Annotated in this window: 23 protein-coding genes; 6 read left to right on the top strand and 17 right to left on the bottom strand. The window is 67.5% G+C overall.

The genetic code is table 11. The features are described 5' to 3' along the window. Positions 1-28: 28 nt before the first annotated feature. The 14 genes from CKJ85_RS07660 to CKJ85_RS07600 form a co-directional block, all read right to left on the bottom strand. Positions 29-865 (bottom strand): indole-3-glycerol-phosphate synthase, encoded by an 837-nt coding sequence (locus CKJ85_RS07660; RefSeq protein WP_095277546.1) that lies wholly within the window; start codon positions 863-865, stop codon positions 29-31. Between the two features lie 73 nt (positions 866-938). Beyond that, entirely contained in the window at positions 939-1,661 is a 723-nt protein-coding gene (locus CKJ85_RS07655; RefSeq protein WP_095553943.1) for a TIGR02234 family membrane protein, read from the bottom strand. A 26-nt stretch (positions 1,662-1,687) separates the two neighbouring features. Further along, positions 1,688-2,056, bottom strand: coding sequence for a phosphoribosyl-AMP cyclohydrolase (gene hisI / locus CKJ85_RS07650; protein ID WP_095553942.1), 369 nt, complete (start codon positions 2,054-2,056; stop codon positions 1,688-1,690). Continuing rightward, the gene (gene hisF / locus CKJ85_RS07645; protein WP_095534841.1) at positions 2,057-2,830 is read right to left on the bottom strand and encodes an imidazole glycerol phosphate synthase subunit HisF; all 774 of its coding nucleotides are present in this window, start codon (positions 2,828-2,830) and stop codon (positions 2,057-2,059) included. A 46-nt stretch (positions 2,831-2,876) separates the two neighbouring features. Continuing rightward, entirely contained in the window at positions 2,877-3,710 is an 834-nt protein-coding gene (locus CKJ85_RS07640; protein ID WP_369801150.1) for an inositol monophosphatase, read from the bottom strand. Between the two features lie 30 nt (positions 3,711-3,740). Next, positions 3,741-4,496 (bottom strand): bifunctional 1-(5-phosphoribosyl)-5-((5-phosphoribosylamino)methylideneamino)imidazole-4-carboxamide isomerase/phosphoribosylanthranilate isomerase PriA, encoded by a 756-nt coding sequence (gene priA, locus CKJ85_RS07635; RefSeq protein WP_095553941.1) that lies wholly within the window; start codon positions 4,494-4,496, stop codon positions 3,741-3,743. A 29-nt stretch (positions 4,497-4,525) separates the two neighbouring features. Further along, on the bottom strand, positions 4,526-5,209 hold the full coding sequence (hisH, locus tag CKJ85_RS07630; RefSeq protein WP_095553940.1) for an imidazole glycerol phosphate synthase subunit HisH: 684 nt from the start codon (positions 5,207-5,209) through the stop codon (positions 4,526-4,528). Positions 5,210-5,220: 11 nt separating this feature from the next. Then, on the bottom strand, positions 5,221-6,498 hold the full coding sequence (locus CKJ85_RS07625) for an MFS transporter (RefSeq protein ID WP_233126997.1): 1,278 nt from the start codon (positions 6,496-6,498) through the stop codon (positions 5,221-5,223). 25 nt (positions 6,499-6,523) lie between these two features. After that, positions 6,524-6,700 carry a hypothetical protein gene (locus CKJ85_RS12015; protein ID WP_158221631.1) on the bottom strand — a complete coding sequence of 59 codons (177 nt, stop codon included), beginning with the start codon at positions 6,698-6,700 and terminating at the stop codon, positions 6,524-6,526. Beyond that, on the bottom strand, positions 6,701-7,324 hold the full coding sequence (hisB, locus tag CKJ85_RS07620; protein WP_095277560.1) for an imidazoleglycerol-phosphate dehydratase HisB: 624 nt from the start codon (positions 7,322-7,324) through the stop codon (positions 6,701-6,703). Further along, the gene (locus CKJ85_RS07615) at positions 7,317-8,435 is read right to left on the bottom strand and encodes a histidinol-phosphate transaminase (RefSeq protein ID WP_095553939.1); all 1,119 of its coding nucleotides are present in this window, start codon (positions 8,433-8,435) and stop codon (positions 7,317-7,319) included. Before CKJ85_RS07615 ends, hisB begins: the two co-directional genes overlap by 8 nt. A 2-nt stretch (positions 8,436-8,437) precedes the next feature. Further along, the gene (hisD, locus tag CKJ85_RS07610) at positions 8,438-9,751 is read right to left on the bottom strand and encodes a histidinol dehydrogenase (RefSeq protein WP_095553992.1); all 1,314 of its coding nucleotides are present in this window, start codon (positions 9,749-9,751) and stop codon (positions 8,438-8,440) included. Positions 9,752-9,865: 114 nt separating this feature from the next. Continuing rightward, entirely contained in the window at positions 9,866-10,438 is a 573-nt protein-coding gene (locus CKJ85_RS07605) for a hypothetical protein (protein ID WP_143340180.1), read from the bottom strand. Positions 10,439-10,451: 13 nt separating this feature from the next. After that, the gene (locus CKJ85_RS07600) at positions 10,452-11,228 is read right to left on the bottom strand and encodes a nuclear transport factor 2 family protein (RefSeq protein ID WP_095277568.1); all 777 of its coding nucleotides are present in this window, start codon (positions 11,226-11,228) and stop codon (positions 10,452-10,454) included. A gap of 226 nt (positions 11,229-11,454) precedes the next feature. On the opposite strand from CKJ85_RS07600, the gene CKJ85_RS07595 reads away from it, so the two are divergent. From CKJ85_RS07595 to CKJ85_RS07570, 6 genes are all read left to right on the top strand, one after another. Beyond that, positions 11,455-12,042: a TetR/AcrR family transcriptional regulator gene (locus tag CKJ85_RS07595; protein WP_095553937.1), complete on the top strand. Its 588-nt coding sequence runs from the start codon at positions 11,455-11,457 to the stop codon at positions 12,040-12,042. 39 nt (positions 12,043-12,081) lie between these two features. Further along, complete coding sequence (gene glgX / locus CKJ85_RS07590; RefSeq protein ID WP_095547224.1) at positions 12,082-14,274, top strand: glycogen debranching protein GlgX; 2,193 nt, start codon at positions 12,082-12,084, stop codon at positions 14,272-14,274. Between the two features lie 81 nt (positions 14,275-14,355). Continuing rightward, the gene (locus tag CKJ85_RS07585) at positions 14,356-15,783 is read left to right on the top strand and encodes an exonuclease domain-containing protein (protein WP_095553936.1); all 1,428 of its coding nucleotides are present in this window, start codon (positions 14,356-14,358) and stop codon (positions 15,781-15,783) included. A gap of 87 nt (positions 15,784-15,870) precedes the next feature. After that, complete coding sequence (locus CKJ85_RS07580; RefSeq protein WP_095553935.1) at positions 15,871-16,500, top strand: hypothetical protein; 630 nt, start codon at positions 15,871-15,873, stop codon at positions 16,498-16,500. 68 nt (positions 16,501-16,568) lie between these two features. Beyond that, entirely contained in the window at positions 16,569-19,073 is a 2,505-nt protein-coding gene (treY, locus tag CKJ85_RS07575) for a malto-oligosyltrehalose synthase (RefSeq protein ID WP_095553934.1), read from the top strand. 55 nt (positions 19,074-19,128) lie between these two features. Further along, entirely contained in the window at positions 19,129-20,184 is a 1,056-nt protein-coding gene (locus CKJ85_RS07570) for a GTP pyrophosphokinase family protein (RefSeq protein ID WP_095277581.1), read from the top strand. Here CKJ85_RS07570 and CKJ85_RS07565 read toward each other — a convergent pair. From CKJ85_RS07565 to CKJ85_RS07555, 3 genes are read right to left on the bottom strand one after another with little or no spacing between them, the layout of a single operon-like run. Next, a complete protein-coding gene (locus tag CKJ85_RS07565; RefSeq protein WP_095545932.1) occupies positions 20,181-20,564 on the bottom strand; it encodes an RNA-binding S4 domain-containing protein in 384 nt (127 codons plus the stop codon). The genes CKJ85_RS07570 and CKJ85_RS07565 overlap by 4 nt on opposite strands. A 12-nt stretch (positions 20,565-20,576) precedes the next feature. Further along, entirely contained in the window at positions 20,577-20,810 is a 234-nt protein-coding gene (locus CKJ85_RS07560) for a hypothetical protein (protein ID WP_095534855.1), read from the bottom strand. 48 nt (positions 20,811-20,858) lie between these two features. Further along, positions 20,859-21,503, bottom strand: a complete 645-nt coding sequence (locus CKJ85_RS07555; RefSeq protein ID WP_095553933.1) for a YigZ family protein — start codon at positions 21,501-21,503, stop codon at positions 20,859-20,861. Positions 21,504-21,532 lie beyond the last annotated feature (29 nt).

The following is a 21,532-nucleotide window of genomic DNA, read 5'->3' as shown; positions in this document are numbered from 1 at the left end:
CTCGAACAGGGCCTCGTGCTTATCGACGCTACCTCCGCGACGGGCAGGCCGGGTGCTGCCCAGCTGCCGCAAGCTTCCTGGTTGCCGCCAAGATGTCTCCCCCGTTCATGATCGCCTCGGCGGCCAGCACCGCGTCCGCCCCGCACGCGGCAGCCGCCATCAAGTCCTTCGCGGTCGCGACGCCGCCGAGGCTGATCTTGATCACCTCGCTGGGCAGACCCGGCGCGATTTCCGCAAACGCGTCGCGGTTGAGCGAGTTGGTCTCAAACGACCACGAGTTCACCGCGATGACGCTCGCCCCGGCCTGAAGCGCGCGGTCCGCTTCCTCTGGGGTGCGCACCTCCGCCATGACCACCATGCCGAGCGACTCCGCGCGGTCCAGCAGCGCGGCGAGCCTCGCCTGCTCCAGGATCTCCACCTGGAGGGGAAGCACGTCCGCGCCGTAGCAGCGCGCCTCGTGGATCTGGTAGGGGTCAACTATCACGTCCCTGCACACCATGGGCAGCTCCACCGCTTCCCTGGCGGCCGCCATGTCCGCCAGGGAACCGTCGAAACGCAGGCGCTCCGTCTGGCACGCGATGAGGTGCGCCCCGCCCTGCTCGATGGCGTGCGCCACCTCCTCGATGGACTGGTAGGTGGCGGCGGTCGGTCCGAACACCGGAGAGTTGCGCTTAATCTCCGCAACCACCCCGCACCCGTGGCGCAGCAGCGCGGCTTTGGCGTCCCGAGTTGGCGCCATTGCGCGGGAGCGGGCCTTAATGTCCTGGAAGGAAACGACAGATTCGCGCTTGGCAACGTCGCGCAGGACGCTGGCGACAACGGTGTTGACCTTGTCGGGCGCGTCAGCCGTGTGCGGTGCCAACATGACTACCTCCAGGAGTCTTGACTGTTGTCCATAGAATAGACGGGTTGGCCGCTGCGCACGAAATCTCCCCTGGTTACTGGTCCCGTCGGCGCACGGAGTGCTCCGGGCGCTCCGGGCGCTCCGGGTGCTCCGGCTGGCCCAACTGCTCAGTCGGATCGATGTCTGCGTCCAGCGCGTCCCACAGGACGCGACCCGAGTCCGGACGTGCTTCGAGGTCCTCATGGATCTTCTCGCGGCGCACCGTCTCCTGCTCGTACTTGTTCAGCTTCGCAGAGTCCTGTCCCGGCTTGGCCGCCAGCAGCACGCCGCCGACCACCGCAACGAGGCAACCGAGCAGCGCGCCGATCGGCCCGAGCGGTGCCACCGTCGTGGCAGTAATGTCGGCCCATTCCGCAATCACAGCTCCTGATGACTGGGATTGTTGCGCGGTCTGCGCGGTGTCGGACCCCACGCTGAGCAGCGTGTGCACCCGCTCGGGGTCGATCGTGCCGAGCAGCGTCGTCGCCGGCGAAATCGCGCCGCCGACGCCCGCGAGCGCGCCAACGATGCCCACCGCGCGCCGACCCCAGCGCCGCAGGGCAACGCCTGCGATCATGCCGACGATGAGCAGCAACGCGACCGCCGTCGTCTCCGTGGACCACTCCGCCCCGCGGATGGCCACGCTGCCTCCGCCGGAGAGGTCGTCCTGGTAGTCCACCTGGATCCATTCCATGCGTGCGAAGGCCCACAGCGCGGCGCCGCCCACGCCGAGCGCGATCGCGCCCGCGCGGGACCAGCCCTTCGACGGTTGGCTCATGTTGTGCTCCTTTGTAGTCGTGCGCGTCAGAGTAGCTGGTCCGCGTCAAAGCAAGTGCGATCGCCCGTGTGGCAGGCCCCACCGGTCTGTTCCACCGAGACAAGGAGGGTGTCGCCGTCGCAGTCCAGACGCACCCCCGTCACGCGCTGCACGTTCCCACTGGTCAGTCCCTTAATCCAGTAGTCTTGGCGGGAGCGCGAGTAGTAGGTCCCGCGCCGCGTGGCCAGCGTGTAGGCCAGCGCGTGGTCATCCATCCACGCCATCATAAGCACCTCGCGGGTGTCCGCCGCCTGCACCACTGCCGGAACGAGCCCCGCATCGTTGCGCTTCAAGCGCTGCGCGATCTCCGGATCGAGCGCATAGTTGGCGGGATTATCGCTGTGCTGGGTGTCCACTTACCGGACCTCCTTGCCGGCATCCCGCAGCGCGTCCTTCACCGCGGCGATGGAGACCTCGCCAAAGTGGAAGATCGATGCGGCAAGCACCGCGTCGGCACCTGCATCGACCGCGGGCGGGAAGTGCTCCGCTTTACCGGCGCCGCCGGAGGCGATCACCGGGATCGTCACGGACTCTCGCACCGCGCGCAGCAGGTCCAGGTCGAACCCCTCCTTCGTGCCGTCACCGTCCATGGAGTTCAAGAGGATTTCACCCACGCCCAGGTCCTGGCCGGTGCGGGCCCACTCCACGGCGTCGATACCTGCTGAGCGCGTGCCGCCATGGGTGGTGACCTCGAACCCGGACGGCTGTTCCGCGCCGCCTTCGGGGACGCGCCGCGCATCGACGGACAGCACGATGCACTGGGCGCCGAACTCCTCGCTGAGTTCACGCAGCAGCGACGGGTTCGCGATGGCTGCGGTATTCACGCTCACCTTGTCCGCTCCCGCGCGGAGGAGCTCGCGGACGTCGTCAGCAGAGCGCACTCCCCCGCCGACGGTGAGGGGAATGAACACCTGCTCCGCGGTGCGGCGCACGACATCCAACATGGTGCCGCGGCCCTCCTTCGACGCGGAGACGTCGAGGAACGTCAGCTCGTCGGCGCCTGCCTCCCCGTACTTCTTGGCCAGTTCGACCGGATCGCCGGCGTCGCGGAGGTTGGCAAAGTTGACCCCCTTGACCACCCGACCCTCGTCCACGTCGAGGCACGGGATCACACGAATTGCAACGGGCATGGGCGGGCACGTCCTTTCGGGCAGGGCTACAGGGCTACAGGGCTATCTACACAACGGACTTCATCGTACTCAGGGTCCGAGCGTGCGCCTCTGGGGTGCCGAGCAGGGCGCCGACGGAACGCATGTGCCAGGGCTTGCCCACGGCGTCGGTCACGCGCGCGCCGGCGCAGCGCGCTAGGCACACGCCCGCCGCGTTGTCCCAGATGTGCGGCGAGAAGCTCACGGCCGCCTGGTAGATGCCCTGCGCCACGAACGCCAGGTCCACCCCGACGGAGCCGGAAATGCGGGGGCGCAGCTCCGTTTCCGCAAGCGCCCCGACAAGTCCCAGGCGCATCCGGGCGGGGAACCGCTGCCGGTCGTCCGAGCCGACGGAGCCCACGCCGACCTGCCACGCGGAGGCCGTCCGGCTGTTCACCGGTGGCAACGCGTCCCCGTTGAGCATGACCGGGCCGCCCGCGACGGCGCTCAGCTGCATGTCCATCAGCGGGATGTCTGTCAGCGCGAGGACCGGCTCGCCGCGCACCACCAGCGAGACCAGAATCGCGCAGTTGGGGTTGCCGGTCGAGTAGTTCGACGTGCCGTCGATGGGGTCCACGACCCAGCACGCGTGCTCGTTGAGCTCCCCGCCCTGCTCCTCCCCAAAGACGGGCACGCCGGTTTCTGACTCGAGGCGGCGCCGCAGGAGCGCCTCGATGGCTAGGTCCGCTTCGGTGGCGAAGTCCCCCTTCCCCTTATCCAACGCCGGCGCCGCCCCGAGGTGCGCGGTGAAGAGCTCGCGAGCTTGCGCTACCACGTCGCGCGCGGCGTCCATGCACCCGGGAAGGTCGACGCCTGTCCCCGCCGCATCGGTGTTGGAATCGGGCTGGTGCAACTCGCTCACGTGCGGTGCCCCTTCTCCTTCGTCTCGCAATTAGTCCTGGGCCGCGGGCGTGGCGAGTGCCACCGCGTCGAGCGCTTCGGTCAGCGTGAACTTCCGCTCGTAGAGCGCCTTGCCAATGATGGCCGAGTCGATGCCTTCCTCCGCGTAGCTGGCCAGCTCCCGCACGTGGTCGAGTGTGGCGATACCACCGGAGGCGGTCACCGCAGCGTCGCTCGCCGCCGAGACCTCCCGCAGCAGTTCGATGTTCGGACCGGTCAGGGTGCCGTCCTTGCTGACGTCGGTAAGCACAACGCGCGCGCACCCCGCCGCATCGAAGTACTCCAGGACCTCCCAGAGATCGCCCCCGTCCGAGGTCCAGCCGTTGCCCTTCGTGCGCCACTCGCCGGCTTCCTCGCGCACCGCCAGATCCACCGCGATCTTGTCACCAAAACGCGCGATGACATCGGCCGCCCACTGCGGGTTCTCCAGCGCTGCGGTACCGATGTTCACGCGACGCGCACCGGTGGCCAGGGCGCGCTCAAGCGAAGCGTCGTCCCGAATCCCCCCGGTCAGCTCCACCTGCACATCAAGCTTGCCGACGATGTCCGCCATCATCTCGTGATTCGACCCCCGCCCAAAGGCGGCGTCCAGGTCAACGAAGTGGAGCCACTGCGCCCCCTGCTCCTGCCAGCGAAGGGCAGCCTCCAACGGGTCGCCGTAGCTCTTCTCCGTCCCGGCCTCGCCCTGCTCGAGGCGGACGGCCTGGCCATCAACAACGTCTACGGCGGGCAGCAGTGTGAAATCCATGCACACATGGTAGCAGCGCCGCAAAGCGTTTATCGCAGCGTGTTCACCCAGTTCTCCAGCAGCGCCAGGCCCGCGTCTCCGGACTTCTCGGGGTGGAACTGCGTGGCCCACAGCGGGCCGTTCTCCATCGCAGCGACGAACCGGCAGTCGCCGTGCGTTGCCCAGGTGACCTTGGGGTACGCGATGTAGTCGTCGGCGGACAGCGCGAAGTCGCGCACCCCGTAGGAGTGCACGAAGTAGAAGCGCGTCTGCGGGTCCAGGCCGGCGAACATCTCACTGTTGTCCGCGATCTCGACGGTGTTCCAGCCCATGTGCGGCAGCACCGGCGCCTCGAGCTTCTCCACCACCCCGGGCCACTCGCCGAGCCCCTTGGTGTCCACGCCGTGCTCCACGCCGCGGTCAAACAGCACCTGCAGGCCGACGCAGATCCCCAACACCGGGCGCGAACCGGCGAGGCGCTGACCAATGACGCGGCCGCCGTTGACCCGGTTGATGCCGCGCATGCACGCATCGAACGCGCCCACCCCGGGAACGAGCAGGCCGTCAGCCTCCACCGCCACGTGCGGGTCTTGCGTGACGGTCACCTGCGCGCCGACGTGCTCGAGGGCGCGCTGCGCGGAGCGGATATTGCCCGCCCCGTAATCAAGCAGGGCGACGCTGGGGGCACTGCGCGGCGTCGTCGCGTGGTCCGGGCGCTCAGGGGTGGCGTTCATGGTGGCTCATCTTACCGGTCGCGGCGGCGGTGGCGGCGCGGTGCCTGCACCGACTGGAGCCGGGCGGCGAGGTTGTTCACCTCAACCACGCGGTGGCGGCCCAGCTGGCGGTCCAGCAACGTCACCACCAGGCCGATCATGATGACCGCCGCGGAAATACCGAACATGGGCGAAAACGCCATCGTGGTCAGCAGCATGCCGTAGAAGGTTGAGCCGAGCCCGGTGCCGCCGTCGTAGGCCACGTTCCAAATCGCCGCGGCTTCTGAGGTCTTGGACCGGGGCAGCCGGTAGAACATCATGGTCAGCGCCTCGTTCTGCACGGCGCCGAAGCCGAGTCCGTACAGCAGCGCCGCGAGCACCATCCACCACACAGACAGCTGGAACACCAGAATCGCGGCGATGAGGAAGACGCCGAGGGCGGCGGTGATCTGGAAACGAATCATCACGGTACCCGGATAGCCCACGCGGTCCATGACGCGGCCCGCGTAGTAGCGCGAAAGCATGGAGGCGAAGTTCATGAACCCCAGCATGAGCCCGCCCAGGGTTGCGCCGGCGACGGGGTCGAGCTCGCGCATCGACGCCGGCAGGAAGTTCGTAATCGCACCGTATGCGGTGGTGACGAACATGAGCGCGAGCGCAGGGACGAGCACCAACCGCCAGATCGGCACGTAAATGTGGTCCGTCTCTGACGTTTCCTTCTCTGGCGGCGGGATGGGCGGGATGCCCTGGCAGGCCACGAGCGCGAGCAGGCCGACGCCGCCCGCGATCAGGTAGACAGCGTCGTACCCGATGCGCTGGACCAGGGCCATGCCAGTGGGCAGCGCGATCATCTGTGCCAGGCCAATCATGATGCCCACCACGCCGGTCGCGCGGCCCAGCAGGCTGATGGGTACCAGCTCCGCGACGATCGCCGCCTCCGCCACCGTCAGCGCACCGAATCCCACGCCGCGGATCGCGGAAATGGTGAGCACCTCGGGCGCCCCCATCCCGAGAAGGTACCCCACCGCGGGGAAGCCCAGGAGGAACGCGGAGACCGACATCACGGTGGTGTAGCCGAACTTTCGCAGCAGCCGCGGAGTAAATACCTGCGTGGTGACGGTAAAGAGCATGAACACACCGGTCGTGGTGCCGGCGAGTGTCTCGCCCCCGCCAGCGTCAAGGACGGCGGTGGGAACGACGGGCAGGAGCAGGGCCCACGCGCCGAACGCGCACGCCATGGCTACGAAGACCGCTTTGAGACCGCGTGCCTGCCACACGCTTGTTAGGGAATTGATCTCTTCCGTAGTCACAGGACGACGGGAAAAGAAGGACACCTCACACCACCTTTGCCATGTTGAACAGCGCGAACACGAATGCCAGCGCAGCGAGTAGAGCTAATACAATTGTGACGGCCTTTGAGCCGTGTTGATACGCCGACCACACTCCCCCGGCGAGCAGCCCGGCAAGCAGGAAGAGGACGACAACCCACATTCCGGCAGCGACGTTAAACACCTACAGCGCCCCTTTCGTCGACGGTACCCCCGAGATACGGGGGTCGCGTTCCACCGCCTGGCGCAGGCTGCGGGCCACCGCCTTGTACTCCGCCTCCGTGATGTGGTGCGGGTCGCGCCCGTAGCGCACGTTGAGGTGGAGCGTGAGGCGCGCGTTGTACGCCAGCGTCTCGAAGAAGTGGCGGTTGATCACGGTGGCGTAGTGCCCGCCGATGACCTGCCAGTCCATGTGCTCGGGCTCGCCGTGCATGACAAAGTAGGGCCGCCCGGAAAGGTCGACGACACCTTCCACCAAGGTCTCGTCCATGGGCAGCAGCATCGATCCGAACCGGCGGATGCCGCGCTTGTCACCGATGGCGTCGATAAGCGCCCAGCCCAGTGTGATGGCGGTGTCCTCGACGGTGTGGTGGGCGTCGATGTGCGTATCGCCCTGGGCACGCACGGAGAGGTCGAACGCGCCGTGGGTGCCAAACGCGGTGAGCATGTGGTCAAAAAACGGCAGGCCGGTGTCAACCTCGACCTGGCCCGTGCCGTCAAGGTTGATCTGCACCGTAATGTCGGACTCGCTGGTCGTGCGGGTCGCGGTGCCGATGCGCTGCGTGGCTGGAACCGGGGACTCAGCCATGGGAAACCTCCTTCGCTGCGGTGAGAAATGCGTCGTTTTCGTGCGGTAGGCCGATGGTCGCGCGGAGGTGGCCGGCCACCCCGACGTCGCGAATCAGCACGCCGCAATCGAGGAACTCCTGCCACGCGGCGGGCGCGTTGGCAAACGGCCCGAAGAAGACGAAGTTCGACTCGCTCGGCACGACATCGTAGCCCATCTCCTCCAGCCCCGCCTGGACTCGGTCGCGCTCCTGCGCGAGCTTCTCCACGGTTTCCAGGGTCTGCCCCGCGTACCGAAGCGCCACGCGCGCGGCCGCCTGCGCAAGCACCGAGAGGTGGTACGGCAGCCGCACGAGCATCACTGCCTGGATAAACGCCGGCGCCGCCACGAAGTAGCCGAGCCGCCCGCCCGCAAAATCGAAGGCCTTGGACATGGTCCGCGACACCACGAGCTTCTCCGGGTACCGCTCCAGCAGCGTCACCGCCGAAGCGCTCGGCGAGAACTCGGCGTACGCCTCGTCCACGATCACGATGCCCGGCGCAGCTTGGATGAGCCGCTCGATGTCGTCCAGGCTCGTTACGTCGCCAGTCGGGTTGTTCGGCGTGGTCACAAAGATGACGTCGGGCGCATGCTTATCGACGCCCATCAGCGCCGCCTGAAGATCAATCCGGAAGTCCTCCCCGCGCGGGACCGCAATGAACTCCGTTTGCGTGCCCGCAGACAGAATCGGGTGCATGGAGTAGCTGGGGATAAACCCCATCGCGCTGCGGCCGGGGCCGGCGAAGGCCTGCAGCAGCTGCTGGAGGATTTCGTTCGAGCCGTTGGCCGCCCAGACGTTGTCGCGGGTGACGCGGACGCCGGTTTGGCCGCTGACGTAGGCGGCGAGGTCGTCGCGAAGCGCTAGCGCGTCGCGGTCCGGGTAGCGGTTGAGGTTGCCGGCGACGGCGGCAACTTCCTGCACGAGGGCGTCGATAAGCTCCTGCGATGGCGGGTACGGGTTCTCATTGGTATTCAGCGCGACCGGGACCTTGAGCTGCGGCGCGCCGTACGCGGACTTGCCGCGCAGTTCATCGCGCAGCGGCAGCCCGGCGAGCTCGGTGGACGCGGCGAGTGTGCCGTCCTGAAACTGCATGGTTAGCGGCCTCCTTCGAGTCGTGCGCGGATGGATTCGCCGTGGGCGGGCAGCTGCTCCTCGGCGGCCAGGGTGATGATCGCCTCGCCGATCTCCGCCAGCGCGGCCTGGTCGTACTCGATGAGGTTGACCGGCTTGAGAAAGGTGTGGGTGGACAGTCCTGCGGAGAAGCGCGCGGTGCCGGACGTGGGCAGGACGTGGTTGGATCCGGCGGCGTAGTCGCCAAGCGGCACCGGCGAGTACGGGCCGACGAAAATCGCGCCGGCGTTGGTCACGCGCTCCGCGAGTTCCCGGGCGTTGGCGGTGTGGACCTCGAGGTGCTCCGGGGCGTAGGCGTCGGCCACGGCGACCGCGGCGTCCAGGTCGCCCACCAGCACGATGCCGGATTGCGCCCCGCCCAGCGCGCTGCGGGCACGCTCGGCATTGAGCGTGGACGTGGAGTGCTGCTCCACCAGCTCGTCGACGCGGCGCGCGAACGCTTCCGAGTCAGTGATGAGGACACTGGCCGCCTGCTCGTCGTGCTCCGCCTGGGAAATAAGGTCCAGCGCGACGTACTCGGCGTTGGCGTGCTCGTCCGCGATCACCGCGATCTCGCTGGGGCCCGCCTCTGCGTCGATGCCAACCACGCCGTTGACCAGGCGTTTGGCGGCGGCGACGAAAATGTTGCCGGGCCCGGTGACCATGTCCACCGGCTCGAGCTCGACTGCGTCGTCGCCGAACGCCATGAGCGCCACGGCCTGTGCGCCACCGACCGCCCAGACCTCGGTGATGCCGAGCAAGGAGCAGGCGGCGAGCGTGGTCGGGTGCGGCCAGCCGCCGAACTCCTCCTGGGGCGGTGTGCACACCACCATGGAGGTGGCACCCGCCTCCTGCGCCGGGATGACGTTCATGAGCACGCTCGACGGGTAGACCGCCTTGCCCCCGGGGACGTAGAGGCCCACGCGGTTGATGGGAACGAACTTTTCGGTGACGTGCGCCGACGCCGCCAGGCGCGTCGTGTGCGCCGCTGGCTTCTGCTCCGCGTGGACGCGGCGGATGCGCTGGATGGCCAGCTCAAGCGCGTCACGCACCGCGGGGTCAAGGTCGGCGACGGCCCGCTCAATGACCTCGGCGGGCACGCGCACCGACGCGGGGCGGATCCGGTCGAACTGTTCGCCGTATTCCAGGGCTTTCGCAGCTCCTCCGGTGCGCACGGCCTCCACCATCGGCGCCACGGTGGGCAGGACCGCGTTCACGTCCGTCCCGCCGCGCGGTAGTGCGCGACGGAGCTCGGATGTCGTCGGCGTGGTGTCCCGGAGGTCGGTGACGTGCAGCATGGAAACTCCCAACATCGCTCGCGTTGCTTTGAGGTACGGGGCGCGGCCTTAGCGTGGCTGCGCCCCAGGACGTTTCCAGTGTAGGGGCCGGGACCGCTGCGCGCGGCAAGTTCATCAGTCAGTTGGCAGCTCGTCCCGCTCCACCACGAGGGACATCGCATTGAAGGCCCAATAGATCAGGGAGGAGACAAACGGGCCGACCAACCATGCAGCGCCGAGTTTGGCGGGAGGCACCATCTCGACCTGCTGGCCGTCGGCCAGGTTCGCGTGGTCCAGCGGGTGCAGCGCCGCGGCGAGCACGTCGCCGGTAACGGCCACCGTCAGGACCGCGGAGACCGCGCAGGCGATGAGCCAACATAGCGAGCCGAGGCCTCCACGGGTGCGTCGAGTAGCGAACTGGCGCAACGCGACGACGGCCAGGACGACGCCGATGGCCAGAGTGATCAGGCTGAACCAGCCGGTCGCGGCGAACTCCACGTTTTCCGGACTGGCCACCTGGTCGATGGCGAGCCTCCCGTCATCCGCCGTGCCCACGTACGCCGGGCGCAGCCAGCCCCACACGAGGCCGCCGCCGATACCGAGCAGCAGCGCGCACACTACAAGGCCCGCGTCCGCCCCGATCCGGGCTGGGAACCTCGGGATGCGGGGCCGCGACGCGGGCTGGGTTGTTTCTAATGCGGTACTCAACGAGGGGCGCTGACTAGTTGCAGAGCTTCCAGCGGCCATCCTCGCGCTGGAAGAGCTGGGTCTGGGTATCCTCGCCGGAATCATTCTTGGCCGTCACGGACGCGGAGGCGCGGTCGCCGTCAACGCGCACGTCCGCCAGGGAGATCTCGGACTTCGGCAGGTCCATGGTCATGCCGGCATCTTCCTGCATTCGCGCCGCTTCCTCGACGGAGTCCAGGGTCATGCCCTGACGCTCAAGCTCCTCCATGGCAGGGTCGCGCACGGCCTTGCAGGAGTTATCCAGGATGGTGCGGGTCCAGGTGGCGAGCGACTCCGGGTTGGAGACGGCCTCGACGACCTTGGTCATCTCATCGATGTCGCCCTGCGACGCATCCTGGCCACCGGCGATCGGCTCGTGGGTGACCTGCTCGTACTCACCGTCCGCAAACGGGTTAGCAATGGTGGGCACATCGCCGTTCTCGCCCTGGTTGTCGGAGCCAGAACCCTTCTCGCCGGAGTCCTTGGCGTCCTTCTCCGAGGTCTTCTTCGCGGCATCCCCGCCCTTGGAGTCCTGGTCCTTCTGTCCGTCCTTCTGGTCCTTGTCGTCCCCGGACTTCTTTTCCGATTCCTTCGCGGCGCCGTCGACGGACTCGGTGTTGTCGGCCCCGTTGCCCCCGGCGGCCTCAGCTGCCGTGGACAGACCGCCGCCGTTGGTTTCCTCCCCTGAGCCACACGCAGACAGTGTCAAGGTCAGGGCGATTGCCGTGACGCCTGCTGCAGCAGCTTTCGTCGTCTTGGTGGAAAACCTCACGAATTACCTCTCTTCATCTCCCGGGAAGTCGGACCGCCCGGGTTCGTATCACTCTTGGACGCGCGAACGCACGCTCGAGATACTTGTAAGTTGTCTCGACCATCCTAACAACACCCAGCTGGGGCAATCGTCGAGTTGAGGTGACAACATTCTGGGCGCTTCCTGTGAGCAATCGGGGCAATGAACCTCCCGTGCCCTGACTGCACCACAGTTACGATGGAGCATTATGCAGTTGACCCGGGACACCATTACCGCATCCGCGCTGCGCATTTTGGCAGAGTACGGGCTGGCGGACGTCTCAATGCGCCGCGTGGCCACCTCACTCGGCGTTGCCCCGGGGGCATTGTATTGGCACATCGAGAACAAACAGGAGCTCATCTCCTGCATTGCCGCGGAGATTGTGCGACCAGTTGCAGCCGACGCCGCGGGGGAGGCGACCGCGCCGGAACAGCTCGCGCGCGCCCTCCGGGAGGCCGTCCTGGGCATCCGCGATGGCGCCGAGGTCGTGCTCGCGGCAATGAGCCAGCCGGGAGCGCGCATCCGCGGGGAGCTTTCCACCGTCTTTGAGGAGGCAGTGCGGGAAGTCGCGAACGAGGGCGCTCCGGCAAGTGTCCTTCGCTCAGCGGCGGCGGGCCTGGTCACCATGACGCTTGGCGCGGCGACGGTGTACCAATCGGGCGCGCAGCTGGCGGAAGCCACCGGGGAGCGGCCGGTGGTGGGCGCCGAGGAAGCGACGCGCGAGCACGAGGAAGGCGTCGCGCTCCTCATGGCGGGGTTGCGCGCGGGAGGCACGGCGGGCGAGGCGGGCGCGTAGCCGGGACCGGGCGCGCAAATTTGGCTAGGATCGGGCGACATGACTGAACCTTCTGCACCTTCTGATGCACCCACCACCTCCGAGGCACCGATCGTGTGGCCAGGATCCGCATACCCGCTTGGCTCCACCTACGACGGAGCCGGCACGAACTTCGCGCTGTTCTCCGGTGTCGCCGATGCCGTCGAGCTGTGCCTGATCGACGACGACGGAGCCGAAACGCGCGTCCCACTGGAAGAGATGGACAACCACATCTGGCACGGCTACCTCCCCGGCATCGCCCCCGGCCAGCGCTATGGCTACCGCGTCCACGGGCCGTGGGACCCGGCTGACGGCAAGCGCTGCGACCCGAGCAAGCTGCTCATCGACCCCTACGCGCGCGCATTCGACGGCTCCTTTGACACCCACTCCGCGCTGTTTTCCTACGACCCGGACGCTGAGGAACCCGGCACCGGCCGCAATGAGGAAGACTCCTTGGGTCACACCATGCTTTCGGTCGTGATCAACCCGTTCTTCGATTGGGGCGACGACCGCAGCCCGCGCATCCCCGACGAGGAAACGGTGATTTACGAGTGCCACGTCAAGGGCATGACGCAGTCGCACCCGGACATCCCGGAAAACCTGCGCGGCACCTACGCCGGTATGGCACACCCCGCAATGGTGGAATACCTCAAGGACCTCGGCGTCACCTCCGTCGAGCTGCTGCCGATCCACCAGTTCTTCCAGGACGACCGCCTGAAAGAAATGGGGCTGCGCAACTACTGGGGCTACAACACCTTCGGCTTCTTCGCCCCGGAGCACGACTACGCCTCCACCTCCAACCCCGGCGACGCCGTGGCCGAGTTCAAGCACCTGGTGCGCGCCTACCACGAGGCGGGCATGGAGATCATCCTGGACGTGGTGTACAACCACACCGCGGAGGGCAACCACATGGGCCCGACGATTGCGTTCCGCGGCATTGATAATGAGGCGTACTACCGCCTGGTGGACGATGACAAGTACCACTACATGGACTACACGGGGACGGGCAACTCCTTTAACGTGCGCGACCCGCACTCGCTGCAGCTGATTATGGACAGCCTCCGCTACTGGGTCACTGAGATGCACGTCGACGGTTTCCGCTTCGACCTCGCCTCCACCCTTGCCCGCGAGTTCTCCGATGTGGACCGCCTGGCCACCTTCTTCGACCTCGTGCAGCAGGACCCGGTTGTCAGCCAGGTCAAGCTCATCGCGGAGCCGTGGGACGTCGGCGAGGGCGGCTACCAGGTGGGCAACTTCCCGTCGCTGTGGAGCGAGTGGAACGGCAAGTACCGCGACACCATGCGCGACTTCTGGCGCGGCGAGGGCTCCACCCTGGGCGAGTTCGCGTCCCGCCTCACCGGCTCCTCGGACCTGTACCAACACAACGATCGCCGCCCGACCGCGTCGATCAACTTCATCACCGCGCACGACGGCTTCACGCTCAATGACCTGGTGAGCTACAACGAGAAGCACAACGACGCGAACGGCGAGGACAACCGCGACGGCGAGAGCCACAACCGCTCCTGGAACTGTGGCGTGGAGGGCCCGACGGACGATCCGGAGGTGCGCCAGCTCCGCGCCCAGCAGCGCCGCAACTTCCTCACCACGCTCCTGTTGTCCCAGGGCACGCCCATGATCGCCCACGGCGACGAGTTTGCGCGCACCCAAGGCGGCAACAACAACGTCTACTGCCAGGACAACGAGATCGCCTGGATGAACTGGGACCACCTGGACGAGGCGAACGAGCTCCACGACTTCACCAAACGCCTCATTGCCATCCGCAAGGCCCACCCCGTCTTCCGCCGCCGTCGCTTCCTCTCCGGTGGTGCGTTGGGTGAGGACGTGCTGGACCGCGAGATCGCCTGGCTCGTCCCGGACGGGCAGCAAATGGAGCAGAAGGACTGGGACTTCGCCTTTGGCAAGGCGCTGATGGTCTACCTCAACGGCGACGCGATCTCCGAACCCGATTCGCGCGGCCGCCGCATCACGGACGATTCTTTCGTGCTCATGTTCAACGCCCACTACGAGGACATCGAGTTCCGCATCCCGCCGCAGAAGTTCGGCGCGAAGTGGGAGGTGCTCATCGACACGACCGAGCCCCTGGGCTACCCCGTCGGCTTCGATCCCGCCGACGCTGAGGGCACCCTGACCGTGCCTGCCCGCTCCACCATGGTGCTCAAGCAGATCGAGCCGCCGGTGATGCCGGAGGACTAAGGGGCAGGTGCTTATCGACGCCCCACCGCCCCGGTAGACTAGTGCGAACCCGCATTTGCCTGTGATTGGAGAGTAGTTCACGTGATTTCCGCCCACGGCGCCCTGGTAACGGTGACCAACTCGAAGGTGGTGTGGCGCCCCTCGCCGCTCGCCGCCGCCCTCGCGGGCAAGTCCGACGAGCACAGCGTGGACGTCGCGGACATCACCGAGGTGACCACCGAGCCCGGGGACGGGTGGCAAGAAGGCCGCCTCTCCATCACGCTCGGGGCCGGGGACACCAAGGTGGTGCGCTTCGCGCCCGGCGAGGCGTCGCAGGTAGAAGCGCTCGCGTCGCTCGTGGCTGCGGCGCGCCGGGGCGAAGCCCCGGACGTCGATAATGCGGAAGCCTCTGGCGCGATCCCCGGCTTCGATTTCGTGGGGTTCGACGTGGAGACCGCCAACCCCAACTGGGGCTCCATCTGCCAGATTGGGCTGGTCAAGTTTGTGGACGGCGAAGAGGTCGACCGCGTGTCGTGGCTGTGCCAGCCCCCGGAGAGCTGCAACCAGTTCGAGCCGGGCAACGTGGCCATCCACGGGATTACCGCCGATGATGTGGCTGACGCGCCCGGCGTGGCTGATCGCATCGACGCGATGATTGACTTCGTCGGCGAGCTGCCGTTGGTCGCGCACAACGCGCAGTTTGACGCCTCGGCGCTGCACAGCGCGTGCGTGGCTACGGGGCACCCGGTTCCGCCCATGCTGTTCGCGTGCACGCTCGCGCAGTCGCGCGCGGAGCGCCTTGACGTGCGCAACCACCGCCTGCCCACGCTTTCGGAGTATTTCGGTGTGGGCCTGGACAACCACCACGACGCGTGCGCCGACGCTGCCGCGTGCGCCGGCATCATGCTCGGCCTGGCGCGCCGGGCGCACCACACAGGCTCCCTGGCCAGCTTCGTGCACAGCAGCAGCTTTGTGCTGGGCACCATCGAGCAGGCGAAGGTCACGCCGGTGACGCGGGACCGCTCGGGGACGCGGAGCGCCGCACAGGCGGAGCTGCTCGCCGCTGGCGGCGTGCAGGCCGTCGTGGAGGCTGCCGCCGCGCCGCGCGGCAGTAACCAGGCCGGGCCGAAGCGCGGTGGGCAATCCGGCTCGGGCAAGGGGGCGGGGGTCTCGAGCGGCGGCCAGCGCAGCCCGGCTCCCTGGCAGTCTGTGGCCACGCCCGACAAGGTCCCCGAGCCGAACCTGGACGCCAGCCCGGATTCGCCGCTGTACGGCCAGCACGTCACGCTTACCGGCGAATTCGAGCCCTTTGACAAGGGCACGCTCTGGAACGGCATCGCCGAGCACGGCGGCCAGGTGGGCAAGAACGTGACCAAGAAGACGACGATCCTGGTGGTCGGCGCCTGGAACAGCGTCACCTCGAAGGAAAAGCGCGCCAAGGAACTGCAGGAAAAGGGCCAGGAGATCCAGATCTGGCAGGCGGATCGCCTGCTTTCGGTGCTCGAGCTTGACGACGAACCACCGTTCTGACCTGCCAACTCCCCCCTCCGTCAAAAAACTTTCAGCTTTTTTGGCAACGCATGGAACCGGGGCGGCACTTTTTGCGTCTAATAGTGCATGACGCATTTTTCTGACACCCTAGCTCCCCGCGCCCCGGAGCTGCCCGCCTTGCTCATCCCCCGCCTCGCCCGGCGCGACGAGCGTTATTCCACCGGCCCGTACGCGTGGCTCACGCCCGGGCTGAGCTCATCAACTGCGTACATCGGCCTGTCGCCCGGCCTGGCGTGCGTGTTTGACACCCCGGCAACGGCAGCGCTCACGCACCAGCAAGTGGGCATGTTGGGCTTTTCTGAGCACCAAGCGTGGAAGCACGCTGCCGCGCGCCTGCTCCGCTTCGCCGAGGAGCGCGGCCCGGAGGAGGCCTTTTGGGTCCGGGACGCGTCCATCGCGCTCGGTGGTGCCCCGGGCTCGCTCCCGCGCGGCGTTGAGGTCCAAGCGCTTGGGTGGACGGCCGCGGGGTGGGTGACGCACCCGACAACCTTCGACGCGCTGCACTCGCATTTCACGGAAGTGCTGCGCCCGGAGCACGAATTGCTGTACTACGTTGCTGATGACAACAAGTTGTTCGTCTTCGACGCACCACCGAGGGACGTCGCCGGTGTCGTCGGTTGGGAGCGCCTGATGCGGTACTCGCTCGGCTTCCCGCTCCTCCTGTGCCGTCCGCGCAAGATTCGCCGCTTTTACTAGCCACCTCGCTATGGTGAATGGGGTGTCCCTGTGTCCCCGTTCATTCCAGCTCAAGGAGCAGCACGACCATGCGTCGACCCATCACTTCCACCTACCGCCTCCAGCTGCGCGGCCCGGGGGCCGACCCGGCGGGGCGGGCGTTCGGATTTGCTGAGGCGCAGGCGCAGATCCCCTACCTGCGCGACCTAGGGGTATCGCACCTCTATCTCTCCCCCATCTTCACCGCCATGCCGGAGTCCAATCACGGCTACGACGTCCTCGATCCGACCGAGGTCAACCCCGAGCTGGGTGGCATCGAGGGTCTGCGCGAGCTCGCCCGGGCAGCACACGACGCCGGACTCGGCATCGTGCTGGACATCGTGCCAAACCACGTGGGCGTGGAGGTCCCGCATCGCAACCGCTGGTGGTGGGACGTGCTCAAGCTTGGCGCGGACTCCGAGTTTGCCACCTACTTTGATATTGATTGGCACGAGGACAACGGCGCCGGCGGTAAGCTCGGGCTCCCGGTGCTTGGCAAGGAGGGCGACGAGGAGCAGCTCCGCCTCACTCACCTGGCCGAGGATGAATTCCCCGCAGGCACTGCCCCGGGCGGGGAGGATGTCCTGGCCTACTACGACAACTACTTTCCCCTCGCGCCGGGGTCGTACGGCGGTCTCGACGACGACCCGCTCGAGGTCTACCAGCGCCAGCCGTACAAGCTGATGTACTGGCGCGACGGCGTAATCTCGTACCGCCGCTTCTTCTCCGTCGATGGGCTCGCAGGGGTGCGCCAGGAAGATCCACTCGTCTTCGAGCACACGCACCGGCTCCTTCGCCAGTTGATCGCAGAAGAGCTTATCGACGGCGTACGCGTCGACCACCCCGACGGGTTGACCAACCCCTTCGCGTACCTCTCCCGCCTGCGGGACCTCGTCGGGCACGACCGGTGGCTCGTGGTGGAAAAGATCCTTGGCGTCAACGAGCCGCTCGACCCGCGCCTGCATGTGGACGGCACCACCGGGTACGACGCGCTGCGGGAACTCGACGGCATCTTTCTCAACCGCTCGGCCGAGGACACGTTGAGCATGCTCGCCCTGCAGCAATCCGGCTCGACCTGGGACGAGGAAGCCATCGCGGCGAGCGAGCAGCAGCTCAAGCACGACGTCGCCTCCTCCGAGCTGGGCGCCGAGGTACGCAGGCTCGTCCGCGCCATCCGCCGCGACAACTTCTCCGCGGTGACCGCGGAAGTCTCGGATGAGCAATTGGCGTCGACAGTGATCGAGCTGGTCGCGGCGATGCCCGTCTACCGCGCCGACTACCGGTCGCTCTCGCGCATCACGTCCAGCGTCATCTCGGACATGGCCAAGCGCTTCCCCTCTCGTCGCAACGCGCTCGACCTCATCGCGGCTGCCTTCCTCGCGTCCGGCGAGGCGAAGAACCGCTTCGCCCAAGTCTGCGGTGCCGTCATGGCCAAGGGCGTCGAGGACACGCTGTTCTACCGCGCGAGCAGGCTCGTGGCGCTGCAGGAAGTCGGCGGAGCGCCGGGGCGCTTCGGCGTCGGGGCGGCGGAGTTCCACTTGCTGCAGGACGAGCGCGCCGGGCTGTGGCCGCACGCGATGACATCGCTGTCCACGCACGACACAAAACGCAGCGAGGACACCCGTGCACGGATCATCGAGCTCACCGAGGTGCCGAACGACTTCGCCGAGCTGGTGCGGCAGGTTGTTGCGCTGGTGCCGCCGCCGGACAGCGCGACCGGCCACTTCCTCCTGCAGAACATCATCGGCGTCTGGCCGGAGGACGGAGCAGTGACGGACGCACTGCGGGAGCGCCTGCACGGTTATGCCACGAAGGCGGTGCGCGAGGCAGCACTCCACACCACCTGGGTGGACCCGGATGCGCGCTACGAACAGCGGGTGCTGGACTGGGTGGACGCTGTCCTGTACGGACCGGCCGCCGCGCGGGTGAGCGCGTTCGTCCGGCAGCTGCACATCGGGGCGGTCCAGGTGTCGCTGGGCCGCAAGCTGCTCCAGCTGGTCGGGCCGGGCATTCCGGATACGTACCAAGGGCAGGAGTTCGTAGAACTTGCGCTCGTGGACCCGGACAACAGGGCGTTCGTAGACTACACTGCGCGCGCGCAAACGCTCGCGCAGTACGACGCCGCCCGCGACGGCGAGTCGTTCGACATTGCTTCGTTCCTGTATGACGAGGTCCCGCCGACCCCCGAGGCGCTGGCGGAGCGCGGCAACCGCGCGAAGCAGGCGGTTACGGCGGAGGCGCTGCGGCTGCGCCGCCAGCGGCCGGAGGTGTTTACGGAGGGCTCGTACCGGGCCGTGTTCGCGCTGGGTCCCGCGCAGCACCACCTCGTCGGCATGGCGCGCGGTATGCAGGGCGAGGACGCGCAGGTGATTGGGCTCGCCACCCGGGAGCCGCTCAAGCTGGCCAGGACCGGCGGCTGGGGCGAAACGACGGTGGACCTGCCGGAGGGTACGTGGGTCGAGCGCCTGAGCGGACGGGAGTTTCACGGGACTGTGCAGGTCGCCGACGTGTTCTCCGCGCTGCCGGTGGCGCTGTTCGTGCGTGCGGGGGCGTGAGGATGGGACTGTGGGGGCGTCGATAAGCGTGCAGCGGGGTATGCTGTAGCTCCTGATGAGCAACGAGCAGGAGAAGCGCGCCCGGGCGGGCAAGGGGGCGCGGAAGGCTGAGGCGAGGGTTCCCGACGCGACCATCGCCCGGCTCGGCTCTACCTATTTCAACTGGCTCAATGCGCACGAGGACCCGGCGACGGCGTTCCGCCACGCGCTGCACGAGCTGATGCGCGATGCCGCCGTGAACTTCGACCGGGTGGACGTGCGGATCAAGACGTGGCCCTCGCTGAAGGAAAAGGCGCGCAAGATGCGCGACGGCGAACCCGTCTACCCGGAACCGTGGACGGACATTAAGGACATCATCGGGGCGCGCATTACGGTGCTGCACTCCACTGAGATCCCCGCTGTGCAGACGCTGCTTGCGGAGGAGTTTGAGGTCCTGCGCAGCGTGGATAAGGCGGAGGAGACGCGCGTGGCCGGCGGATTCGGCTACGGCTCGCACCACCTGGTGCTGCGGGTGCAGGAGAGGTCCGAGGGGCTCGAGGAGTATGTGGGGACGGCCTTCGAGGTGCAGATCCGCACGGTGCTCCAGCACGCTTGGGCCGAGTTCGAGCACGATGTGCGCTACAAGCGGGCCGTTGAGGACGTCGACCCGCAGGTGGACCGTGCGTTCACGCTCGCGGCCGGGCTCATCGAGTTGGCCGATCAGCAGTTTGACCAGATCGCCGGAATCACGGATGTGAAACCTGCGGAGGGGGCGGACGTGGAGGCGCAGATCGCGCCGGAGACCCTGCCGGGCATCCTCACGGTGCTGCTCGGTTCGCGCTACCCACTCTCGCGGGCGGCGGACTACCGGTTCCTCAACGAGTTGCTGCGCGCGCACGGCCTCGAGCGGGTCTCGCAGGTCGCGGAGCTACTCAACCCGGCGGACCTTGAGGCGGTAACCAACGGCCTGCGCTACTCATTCGTGCCCGGGCAAGTCAGGCTTGTCGACGACCTCCTGCTCAATCGCTACGGCACCGACCACATCGAGCGCACGTGGGACGCCGGCAACCGGCCAAAGGTGCGCCGGGCGCGGCTGACCAAGCGTCTGGCGCAGCTCCGGGCGGCGAACTAACGGCGCCGACCCAGCAGGCGGTCGGTCTCGCGCCGCTCCTTCTTCGTCGGACGCCCCGCCCCCCGCTCGCGCTTGGGCATCGTGGCGAAAATGTCCATCGGAGGCGGTGGCGGCGAGTGGTCGAGGTAGCACTGCTTGGCCACGGGCGCCCCGACGCGCTTGCGCACGGTTGCCGTGACCTCCAGGTCGCGGTAGCGGTGGTCCTTCCACACGCGCACCGCGTCGCCGGGTACGACCTGCGCGGCGGGTTTTACCGATTGCTCGTTCAGTTTGACGTGCCCGGCGCGCACGGCCTCCGCGGCCTGGGTGCGGGTCTTGAAGATGCGGACGGCCCACAGCCAGGCGTCGATCCGCACTGCCTTTCCGTCGGGTTGGGTCATTCGCCCGCGCCTTTAGTACTCGTCTTTATGGTTCACGATCTTCTGCACCTTCATCCAGTTGGCCACGCCGCCGACCACGGCGACGACGAAACCGAGGATAAGCAGCGACCATGAGCCCGCGATGAGGCCGAGGGCGACACCGCCGACCACTCCGCCGCCGGCCCAGAGGACGGCGTTCCGGCTGTACTTGCGCACAGCTTCCTTGCGGCGCGCGATGGGGTTATTGAGGCGAGGCTTCATCGTCATGCTGCACAGTCTATCGCGGGATCACGCGCAGCCGGCGTTTGCCGCGGATCAGTCGGTCGTTTCCACCCACCGGTGCCCGGCTTCCTTCGACTCGACGGTGCCTTGGGTGGACGCTGCCAGGTGGGCGTCGACAAGCTCACGCTCCCCCGGGGCGAACCCGAGCGTGTACGTGGCCAGTGACCCGTAGGCAATGTCGACGACCTCGATGCCCGCGTTGCGCAGTTCCGACTCGATCCGGCCGGCCTCGGCGTGCGGCAGGTTGACGGTGATGAGCTCGCGGAGGTTGCGGGTGGCGCGCGGCAGGTTCTCGAGCGCGCCGGTCACCGCGTGCGTGTACGCGCTGACGAGCCCGCCGGTGCCCAGCTTGGTGCCGCCGAAGTAGCGGATGACCACTGCGCATACGTTGACCAGGCCTGAGCCTTTGAGCACTTCGAGCATGGGTGTGCCCGCAGTGCCGGACGGCTCGCCGTCGTCGGACGAGCGCTCGATGGGCTGCGCGCCGTCGACGTGGACGATGAACGCCGAGCAGTGGTGGCGCGCATCCGGGAACGCCTCTCGCGCTGCGTGGATGAACTCGCGCGCCTCGTCCTCCGATTCGACGCGACCCACCCAGGTGATGAACCGGGAACGTTTAATTTCAAGTTCGTGGGTGGTCGGCGCGCCCGGGGCGGGCAGCTCGTAGGTGGTCAGCATAGGGGTGCAGTCTACCGGGGGACGACGTC

This window comes from Corynebacterium sp. NML 150383 (assembly GCF_002285085.1).
Taxonomy (GTDB): domain Bacteria; phylum Actinomycetota; class Actinomycetes; order Mycobacteriales; family Mycobacteriaceae; genus Corynebacterium; species Corynebacterium gottingense.
Note: the sequence above shows the minus strand (reverse complement) of the source record. Positions and strands in the feature narration are given on the sequence as shown.

What these genes read in the sequence shown, in the direction of transcription:
- CKJ85_RS07655 (WP_095553943.1), bottom strand. Translation starts at nt 1,661, where the DNA reads ATGAGCCAACCGTCGAAGGGCTGGTCCCGCGCGGGCGCGATCGCGCTC.
- treY (WP_095553934.1), top strand. Translation starts at nt 16,569, where the DNA reads ATGCGTCGACCCATCACTTCCACCTACCGCCTCCAGCTGCGCGGCCCG.
- hisH (WP_095553940.1), bottom strand. Translation starts at nt 5,209, where the DNA reads ATGAACGCCACCCCTGAGCGCCCGGACCACGCGACGACGCCGCGCAGT.
- glgX (WP_095547224.1), top strand. Translation starts at nt 12,082, where the DNA reads ATGACTGAACCTTCTGCACCTTCTGATGCACCCACCACCTCCGAGGCA.
- hisB (WP_095277560.1), bottom strand. Translation starts at nt 7,324, where the DNA reads ATGGCTGAGTCCCCGGTTCCAGCCACGCAGCGCATCGGCACCGCGACC.
- CKJ85_RS07660 (WP_095277546.1), bottom strand. Translation starts at nt 865, where the DNA reads ATGTTGGCACCGCACACGGCTGACGCGCCCGACAAGGTCAACACCGTT.
- CKJ85_RS07565 (WP_095545932.1), bottom strand. Translation starts at nt 20,564, where the DNA reads ATGACCCAACCCGACGGAAAGGCAGTGCGGATCGACGCCTGGCTGTGG.
- CKJ85_RS07580 (WP_095553935.1), top strand. Translation starts at nt 15,871, where the DNA reads ATGACGCATTTTTCTGACACCCTAGCTCCCCGCGCCCCGGAGCTGCCC.
- CKJ85_RS07570 (WP_095277581.1), top strand. Translation starts at nt 19,129, where the DNA reads ATGAGCAACGAGCAGGAGAAGCGCGCCCGGGCGGGCAAGGGGGCGCGG.
- hisD (WP_095553992.1), bottom strand. Translation starts at nt 9,751, where the DNA reads ATGCTGCACGTCACCGACCTCCGGGACACCACGCCGACGACATCCGAG.
- CKJ85_RS07555 (WP_095553933.1), bottom strand. Translation starts at nt 21,503, where the DNA reads ATGCTGACCACCTACGAGCTGCCCGCCCCGGGCGCGCCGACCACCCAC.
- hisF (WP_095534841.1), bottom strand. Translation starts at nt 2,830, where the DNA reads ATGCCCGTTGCAATTCGTGTGATCCCGTGCCTCGACGTGGACGAGGGT.
- CKJ85_RS07560 (WP_095534855.1), bottom strand. Translation starts at nt 20,810, where the DNA reads ATGACGATGAAGCCTCGCCTCAATAACCCCATCGCGCGCCGCAAGGAA.
- CKJ85_RS07615 (WP_095553939.1), bottom strand. Translation starts at nt 8,435, where the DNA reads ATGCAGTTTCAGGACGGCACACTCGCCGCGTCCACCGAGCTCGCCGGG.
- CKJ85_RS07595 (WP_095553937.1), top strand. Translation starts at nt 11,455, where the DNA reads ATGCAGTTGACCCGGGACACCATTACCGCATCCGCGCTGCGCATTTTG.
- priA (WP_095553941.1), bottom strand. Translation starts at nt 4,496, where the DNA reads ATGGATTTCACACTGCTGCCCGCCGTAGACGTTGTTGATGGCCAGGCC.